This is a genomic window from uncultured Cardiobacterium sp., from assembly GCF_938028185.1.
Classification (GTDB): Bacteria; Pseudomonadota; Gammaproteobacteria; order Cardiobacteriales; family Cardiobacteriaceae; genus Cardiobacterium.
On the sequence record NZ_CALJAH010000117.1, the window covers coordinates 1 to 7,619 of the forward strand.

11 protein-coding genes are annotated in these 7,619 nt (G+C 61.4%); 9 read left to right on the forward strand and 2 right to left on the reverse strand.

The genetic code is table 11. The features are described from left to right. Positions 1-193 precede the first annotated feature (193 nt). From grxD to ilvE, 6 genes are all read left to right on the forward strand, one after another. Positions 194-520, forward strand: coding sequence for a Grx4 family monothiol glutaredoxin (gene grxD / locus Q0349_RS03695; RefSeq protein ID WP_298079529.1), 327 nt, complete (start codon positions 194-196; stop codon positions 518-520). Positions 521-601: 81 nt separating this feature from the next. Next, a complete protein-coding gene (locus Q0349_RS03700; RefSeq protein ID WP_298079530.1) occupies positions 602-1,612 on the forward strand; it encodes an amino acid ABC transporter substrate-binding protein in 1,011 nt (336 codons plus the stop codon). A gap of 190 nt (positions 1,613-1,802) precedes the next feature. Then, complete coding sequence (locus Q0349_RS03705; protein WP_298079531.1) at positions 1,803-2,351, forward strand: metallophosphoesterase family protein; 549 nt, start codon at positions 1,803-1,805, stop codon at positions 2,349-2,351. A gap of 4 nt (positions 2,352-2,355) precedes the next feature. Next, complete coding sequence (locus tag Q0349_RS03710; protein ID WP_298079532.1) at positions 2,356-3,030, forward strand: AzlC family ABC transporter permease; 675 nt, start codon at positions 2,356-2,358, stop codon at positions 3,028-3,030. Then, complete coding sequence (locus Q0349_RS03715) at positions 3,027-3,359, forward strand: AzlD domain-containing protein (RefSeq protein WP_298079533.1); 333 nt, start codon at positions 3,027-3,029, stop codon at positions 3,357-3,359. Before Q0349_RS03710 ends, Q0349_RS03715 begins: the two co-directional genes overlap by 4 nt. Positions 3,360-3,482: 123 nt before the next feature. Then, positions 3,483-4,478: a branched-chain-amino-acid transaminase gene (ilvE, locus tag Q0349_RS03720; RefSeq protein ID WP_298079534.1), complete on the forward strand. Its 996-nt coding sequence runs from the start codon at positions 3,483-3,485 to the stop codon at positions 4,476-4,478. Between the two features lie 108 nt (positions 4,479-4,586). On the opposite strand, the gene Q0349_RS03725 is transcribed toward ilvE, so the two are convergent. Together Q0349_RS03725 and Q0349_RS03730 are read right to left on the reverse strand one after the other, a co-directional pair. Next, positions 4,587-4,943: a hypothetical protein gene (locus tag Q0349_RS03725; RefSeq protein ID WP_298079535.1), complete on the reverse strand. Its 357-nt coding sequence runs from the start codon at positions 4,941-4,943 to the stop codon at positions 4,587-4,589. A gap of 66 nt (positions 4,944-5,009) precedes the next feature. Beyond that, positions 5,010-5,663: a carboxylesterase gene (locus tag Q0349_RS03730; RefSeq protein WP_298079536.1), complete on the reverse strand. Its 654-nt coding sequence runs from the start codon at positions 5,661-5,663 to the stop codon at positions 5,010-5,012. Between the two features lie 32 nt (positions 5,664-5,695). Here Q0349_RS03730 and Q0349_RS03735 point away from each other — a divergent pair, with 32 nt between their 5' ends. The 3 genes from Q0349_RS03735 to Q0349_RS03745 all read left to right on the forward strand — a co-directional run. Then, on the forward strand, positions 5,696-5,812 hold the full coding sequence (locus Q0349_RS03735; RefSeq protein ID WP_298079537.1) for a lipoprotein: 117 nt from the start codon (positions 5,696-5,698) through the stop codon (positions 5,810-5,812). Continuing rightward, entirely contained in the window at positions 5,805-7,049 is a 1,245-nt protein-coding gene (gene lysA / locus Q0349_RS03740; RefSeq protein ID WP_298079538.1) for a diaminopimelate decarboxylase, read from the forward strand. The genes Q0349_RS03735 and lysA overlap by 8 nt, the downstream gene beginning before the upstream one ends. Beyond that, on the forward strand, positions 7,046-7,619 hold a 574-nt coding region (locus tag Q0349_RS03745), incomplete at its 3' end, for an aconitase family protein (RefSeq protein WP_298079539.1). The genes lysA and Q0349_RS03745, both read left to right, overlap by 4 nt.

Below are 7,619 nucleotides of genomic sequence, written 5' to 3' on the forward strand. Positions count from 1 at the left end.
ATAGCTTCACAATCACACCACGCAACAACTTTTTCTTAAATCTTCCAACTTTCTTCATTAACCACTGTTTTTGCAGGAAATGTTTTTTTCAACTTCTACACTCAACTCCGAGCCATTCGCCTTCTGCTAGGCTTTTTCCAGGTGCTTCGGTAAGATGCTGCCCCTTCCTTTTAACTGAAACCTTGGAGTTTTTATGGATGTAATTGCACGCATCAAAGACCAGCTCGAATCCACACCGGTCATCCTTTATATGAAAGGCACGCCGGATTTCCCGCAGTGCGGTTTTTCGGCGAAGGCGGTAGCCTGTTTGAAAGAGGTCGGTGAGCCGTTTGCTTACGTCAATATTTTGCAGGATCCAGAAATCCGTGCCGAGTTGCCGAAATACGCCAACTGGCCGACGTTCCCGCAGTTATGGGTCAAGGGCGAGCTGATTGGCGGCTGCGACATCATTACTGAAATGCACCAGGCGGGCGAACTGGCACCATTGCTGGCGAACATTGAGTGGCCGGACGAAGACTGAATAGCGCTATACCAACGGCTATCCCGTCGCCCCGTCCGCCGTGGCACAATCCCCCTTCCCATCACCAACCACGAGAATCTCATGAAAAAATCCCTGATTTGTACCGCTCTTGGCCTTGCCACCCTCGCCCAGATTGCGCAGGCTGGCACGCTGGATGACATCAAAAAACGTGGCGAGTTGCGTTGCGGCGTCACCCAGGCACTGGCCGGATTTTCCGTCGCTGACGACAATGGCCGCTGGACGGGGCTGGACGTGGACTATTGCCGCGCGCTGGCATCCGCCATTTTTGACGACCCGGAAAAAGTCAGTTTCCGCCCGACCTCGTCAAAAGAGCGCTTCACCGTGCTGCAATCCGGCGAAATTGACGTACTGGCGCGCGTTACCACCTGGACGACCTCGCGCGACGTTGATATGCCGTTTGATTTCATCGGCGTCAATTACTACGACGGCCAGGGCTTCATGGTGCGCAAAGACCTTGGCATCAAGAGCGTCAAAGACCTTTCCGGCGCGTCTATCTGCACCAACACCGGTACCAGCACCGAAACCAACATGGCGGACTATTTCAAATCCAACGGCATGGAATACAAGCCGGTGATCTTTGAAAAATCCGAAGAAGTGAAATCCGCCTACGATGCGGGACGCTGCGATGCCTACTCCTCGGACGTTTCCGGTCTCTATGTCCAGCGCAAACTGCTTGCCAAACCGGACGAGCACGTCATCCTGCCGGAAGTCATCTCCAAAGAGCCGCTTGGCCCGCTGGTACGCCAGGAAGACCCCGCTTTCAAAGACCTCGCCGCGTGGACACATTTCTGCATGGTCAATGCCGAAGAATACGGCGTCACCAAGGCGAACCTTGAAGAAATGAAAAAGAGCGACAATCCGAACATCCGCCGCCTGCTCGGCCTTGAAGCCAACGGTGCGGACAAACTGGGCGTAGGCGCGGATTTCTGCGCGAAAATCATCAAACACGTCGGCAACTATGGCGAAGCCTACGACCGCAACGTCGGCAAAGACTCGCCGCTCAACATCGAACGCGGCCTGAACCGCCTCTGGAACCAGGGCGGCATCATGTTTGCCCCGCCGCTGCGCTGATATAGACGAAGCCCTGTACGGCATTTCGCCGCCTGACCGGGCTTTCTAAAAAAATGGCGAAGCCATTATGTAAATGACCCAAGCGGTTCCAGCCGCTCTTCCCGCTCCAAAGCCCCGCCCGTCGGGGCTTTATCCCGACTGCGCATCGCGGTGGTATCATGCCGCGCGTTCAACCAACCGGAAGCCTGACATGGCGGTTTATTTCACAGCAGATACCCACTTTTTTCACCACAACATCATCAAATACTGCAACCGCCCCTTCCGCAACGTCGCCGAAATGAACGCCGCGATGATTACACGCTGGAACGCGCAAGTGGGCAAAGGCGACCGCGTCTATCACCTGGGCGACGTCTCCTTTGGCGGCCTTGCCGAAACCTTCCGCCTGCTTGCCGAACTCAATGGCGAAATCTGCCTGGTCAGCGGCAACCACGACGACGAACTCGGTGCCGACCCCTACCTGCGTGAACGCTTCCGCTGGATCAGGCCCTACCACGAAGAAACGCTGGACGGCCAGCCGCTGGTACTCTTTCATTACCCCATCCTCGAATGGCGCGGCGCGCAACGCGGCAGTTGGCACCTCTACGGCCACACCCACGGCACCGTGCGCCTGCGCGGCGCGGCGCTGGACGTCGGCATCGACGCCCATCCCGAATACCGCCTGTGGTCGTGGGACGAAATCCGCGCCCGCCTCGCAGCCATCCCGCCCCTGCCCTACCCGCCCCGCAACCCCAAAGCCTGAACCCATGCAAGACTACACCTGGCGCCGCGCCTTCATCCTCACCATCCCCATCCTCCTCGGCTACATCCCGCTGGCCATCGCCTACGCGGTAATGTGGACGCAAAACGGCCTACCCGCGCTGTGGGCGCTCGCCGCCAGCATCTTCCTCTACGCCGGGGCAATGCAATTCCTCCTCGCCGGCCTCTTGGTAAACGGCACCAGCCTCGGCGCGGTCGCCCTTGCCACCCTCGCCGTCAATTTACGCCTCATCTTCTACGGTTTCTCCTTCCCGACCGCCGCCTACCGCGGCCGCCCGCTGCTCCTCGCCTACAGCATCTTCGCACTGACCGACGAAGCCTACAGCCTCATCGCGCCGATGGGACGCGACACCGACCCACGCCTCATCACCCGCATCGAAGCCCTCTGCCAACTCTACTGGATTAGCGGCACCGCCCTCGGCCTCCTCCTCGGACAAATCATCCCGCCCGCACTCACCGGGTTTGAATTTGCCCTGACCGCCCTCTTCCTCATCCTCGCACAAAGCCACAGCTACTACCGCGAACGCCGCCCGGCGCAAGCCTACGGCCTCATCGCCATCCTCATCGCGCTTGCCACCGTCAGCGAGCGTAACGTCCTGGCGACCGCCATCGCCATCCTCCTCGCCCTCCTCTGCCTCAGCCCCCGCAAAACCGCCGCATGAACCACACCGCCATCGCCGCCGCCGTCCTCGTCAGCGCCGTCATCACCTTCGCCCTGCGCGCCTTCCCCTTCCTCCTCGCGCGCATCGCCCGCCGCTACGACACCACCTTTGCCTGGCTCGGCCGCGTCATGCCGCCGGGCGTGATGACCATCCTCGCCCTCTACGCCGCCAGCACCCTCAAATGGCAACCCGCCAGCGCCGCTGCCGTGAGCGCGCTCGCCCTCATCACCGTCATCGCCCTCGAACACCGCTGGCGCAACCCCGTCATCAGCGTCCTCGGCGGCATGAGCCTCTACATCGCCGGACAAAGCCTGCTGGCGGCGGCCTGAAAACCGCCCTCCCCTGCGGCGCAAGCCGCAGCGGGAGCCACTGCCCTGTCCTTCCCGCCTTGCCATTGCGCGCCGCGCGCAGTATCGTGCAGACCCTCAATCCCAACCCGAAAGGAGCCACCCATGAGCCGAGAAGTCCCCGCCGTCTTCGGCAGCGTTTTCTACCCCGAAATGCCGGTCATCGCCTACGAAAACGGCGCCTGGCAACCCGTGCGCTGGCAGAACAGCGCCGAAATCACCCTGCCCGCCGGCGCGCACGGCCTGCACTACGGCAGCGAATGCTTTGAAGGCCTGAAAGCCTTCCGCCAAAAAAACGGCGACATCGTCCTCTTCCGCCCGGACGACAACATCGCGCGGATGCAACAAAGCGCGCGCCTGCTCGAAATCCCCGTCCCCGAAACCGCCGCCTTCCGCGACGCCCTCTTTGAACTCGTGCGCCGCGCCGCCGACATCGTGCCGGACGCGCCGAACGCGATGTACCTGCGCCCGACCCTCATCGGCACCGACCCCGTCATCGGCAAGGCCGCACACGGCACCGACAGCGCCGTGCTCTACATCCTCGCCTCGCCGGTGGGTGACTACTTCAAGGTCGGCAGTCCGATGAAACTGCTGGTTGAGACCCAACACCAACGCTGCGCACCGCACATGGGACGCATCAAATGCGGCGGCAACTACGCCTCCGCCCTCGGCTGGACGACCGCCGCCCACAAAAAATACGGCGCGAACCAGGTTCTGTTCTGCCCGAATGGCGACGTCCAGGAAACCGGCGCGAGCAACTTCATGCTCATCGACGGCAATACCATCCGCACCAAACCGCTGACCGACGAGTTTCTGCACGGCGTCACCCGCGACTCCGTACTGAAAGTCGCCAAAGACCTGGGCTACACTATCGACGAACGCGACCTGACCGTCGCCGAACTGCAACTGGCGGTAGAAAACGGCGCGGAAGCCATCCTCACCGGCACCGCTGCCGTCATCTCGCCCGTAACCAGCTTCGTCATTGACGACAAAGAAATCCCGGTCGCCAGCCAAAAACACGGCCTGGCCATCCGCGAAGCCATCACCGCCATCCAGTACGGTGAAACCCCCGACCGCTACGGCTGGATCAAAAAAGTCTAAAAATCTGAAAAACGGCAAGGGCGGGGAAGCCCGCCCTTTTGCCTTCGCGCAAAACCATCCCTGCGAAAAAAACGGCGCCATGAGCGCCGTTTTTTTGCGGGTGAATGCTTAACGCTGCTGCATCACGCGGGCGAAACACGCCTTGACCGTTTTCACCGCGACATTGCTGACTACTTGCTGGCGGGTGGCGGGATTCAGGACTTGCAGCATTTCTTCGCCGCTCATCTGCTTCGGGGCTTCTTCGCTGACGCAGCCGCAGATTTTGTTTTCCCATTGCTGTTTGATTTCCGCGCCCATCAACGCCGAGGCGAGTTGCCATTCCTGGCGGGCGTTGAGCTGGCTGTGGCATTGCTGGTCAATCTGCGAGCTGATCAGCTCGCGGGCAATGGCGTTTTGGTTGAGGCCGCCGCTGGTGGTACAACCGCCGAGCAGGGCGGCGGCGATAAAGGTCAGGGTTTTTTGCATATTGGTTCCGGTTAGGGGGAGATGGGATTTACATACACTTGAGCGCTCAAGGTGTATGTATATGGTTCAGAATCCTTGTTCGTTGAGCCAGGCGGCGATGTCGGTGATTTGTTCGGGGATGACCTGATGCTGCATCGGGTAGGTTTTCCATGCGGGGGCGTAGCCTTTGCTTTTCAGGATGTTGTAGCTCGCCTTGCCTGCGGTGTAGGGGACGACCGGGTCGTGGGTGCCGTGCATTTGCAGGATGGGCGGGCAGTGGGCGCAGTCGGCGGGCGGGGTGTGGTCGCGGTCGGCGAGGTAGGTGGATAGCGCCAGTATGCCCGCGCAGGGGTGGCGCAGGCCGAGGTAGAGGGCGAGGACGCCGCCTTGCGAGAAGCCGGCGTAGAGGATGTTTTCCACCGGGATGCCGCGCGCTTCTTCTTCGGCGGCGATGGCGCGTATTTGCGCGGCGCTCGCCTCAATCCCGGCGAGGTCTTCGCCGCGCTGGTCAAAGCTGAGGTCTTTGAGGTCGTACCAGGCGCGCATCGGCAGGCCGTTGTTGAGGGTGACGGGGCGCACCGGCGCGTGCGGCAGGATGACGCGCGTGGTCGGACGCAGGTGCAGTTGCGGGATGATGGGGGCGAAGTCATGTCCGTCCGCGCCGAGGCCGTGCAGCCAGATGATGCTGTGGGTGGCGTTTTTTTCGGCGTCGTGGGTGATTCGTTCGAGGGGCTGTGCCATAATTTCGCTCCTTTTTTAGCGGGTTTTTCGCAATGTTCAGGTTTTTTGTGTTTTTTATTGTAACGGCTTTGTGCGCGGGTTGCGGGCAGAAGGGGCCGCTGTTTTTGCCGGATGATGCGCCCAAGGCGCAGGAGCAGGCCGGTGAGTGAGTTTTTGTCCGGGTTGGATGCGCAGGGGCGCGTCGGCGGGGTGTCGCTGGTGCAGCTCGTTGCCGAGTTTGGTTCGCCGCTGTATGTGTATGACGGTGATGCGATTCGCGCACGGTTTTGTGGTTATTTGGCGCACGGGTTGCCGCGCGGGTTGTCGCTGCATTATGCGTTGAAGGCGAACTCGAATTTGGCGATTTTGCGCCTGCTCGCGGCAGAGGGCGCGGGGTTCGATATTGTTTCTGGCGGCGAGTTGGCGCGGGTGTTGCAGGCCGGCGGCGATGCGGCGCGGGTGGTGTTTTCCGGTGTGGCGAAAACGGATGCGGAGTTGCAGGCGGCGCTCGCGGCCGGGATTGGCTGTTTTAATGTGGAGTCGGCGGCGGAGTTGCAGTGTCTTGCCGAGGTGGCGACAGCGATGGGCAAGGTTGCGCCCGTCGCGCTGCGGGTGAACCCGGATGTGGACGCGAAGACGCATCCGTATATTTCCACCGGGATGCGTGAGAACAAGTTTGGCGTGGCGCTGGAAGACGCGCCCGCGTTGTATCGTTGGGCAGCGGCGCAGCCGTCGCTGCGCGTGGCCGGCATCGGCTGTCATATTGGTTCGCAGATTCGTCTGCTGGAGCCGTTTTTGCAGGCGGCGGATTCGGTGCTGGCGCTCGCCGATGCGCTGGCGGCGGAGGGCATCGCCTTGCAGCACGTGGATTTGGGCGGCGGTCTCGGTATTGAGACGGAAGCTGAAAAGATGTCGCTATCGCCTGCTGATTTGTCTCGCGCGCTGCTGGAGAAGGTTGGCGAGCGCCCGCTGCGTTTGCATTTGCAGCCGGGGCGGTCACTGGTCGGCAATGCCGGGCTGCTGCTTTCGCGGGTGGTGTTCCGCAAGTCGCAGTCGGGGCGCGAGTTTTTGATGCTCGACGCGGCGATGAATGATTATGTGCGCCCGGCGCTGTATCAGGTGCGGCCGTCGCTGCTGAATGTGTCGCGTCCGTATGACGGGGTGTCGCGCATGGATGTGGTCGGCCCGGTATGCGAGAGCGGCGATACGTTCGCGCGCGATTATCCCATTTGTGGCGAGCGCGGCGATGTGGTCGCGATTCCCGGCACCGGCGCGTATGGGTTTTCGATGGCGAGTAATTACAACTCCCGCCCGCGTCCCGCCGAGGTGTTGGTTGAAGGCGGGCAGGCGCGGCTGATTCGCCGCCGGGAAACGTTTGCCGATTTGTGGGCGCAGGAGCTTTTATGAGCGGGCAGTCGTTGTATGACAAGGTCTGGCAGGCGCATGTGGTGCGCGAGGCGGACGGCCAGGCACTGCTTTATATTGACCGCCATTTGATTCATGAGGTGACCTCGCCGCAGCCGTTTGACGGCCTGCGTCTTGCCGGGCGCAAGCCGTGGCGGGTCGATGCGATTCAGGCGGTGCCGGATCATAATGTGCCGACGTTGCACCCGGAGCGCGAGATTGAGGACGCGGTTTCGCGCGCGCAGGTGGAGGCGCTGGAGCGCAACTGCGCCGAGTTTGGCATTCGTCTGTTTGGGCGACGCGACCCGCGCCAGGGGATTGTGCATGTTATCGGCCCGGAGCAGGGCTTGACGCTGCCGGGGATGACGATTGTTTGCGGCGATTCGCATACGTCCACGCATGGCGCCTTTGCCGCGCTCGCTTTTGGCATTGGCACGAGTGAGGTCGAGCATGTGCTGGCGACGCAGTGTTTGCCGCAGAAGAAGACGAAGTCGATGCGCATCGTCATTGACGGCGATTTGCAGCCGGGGGTGTTCGCCAAGGATATGATGCTGGCGGTGATTCGTACCATCG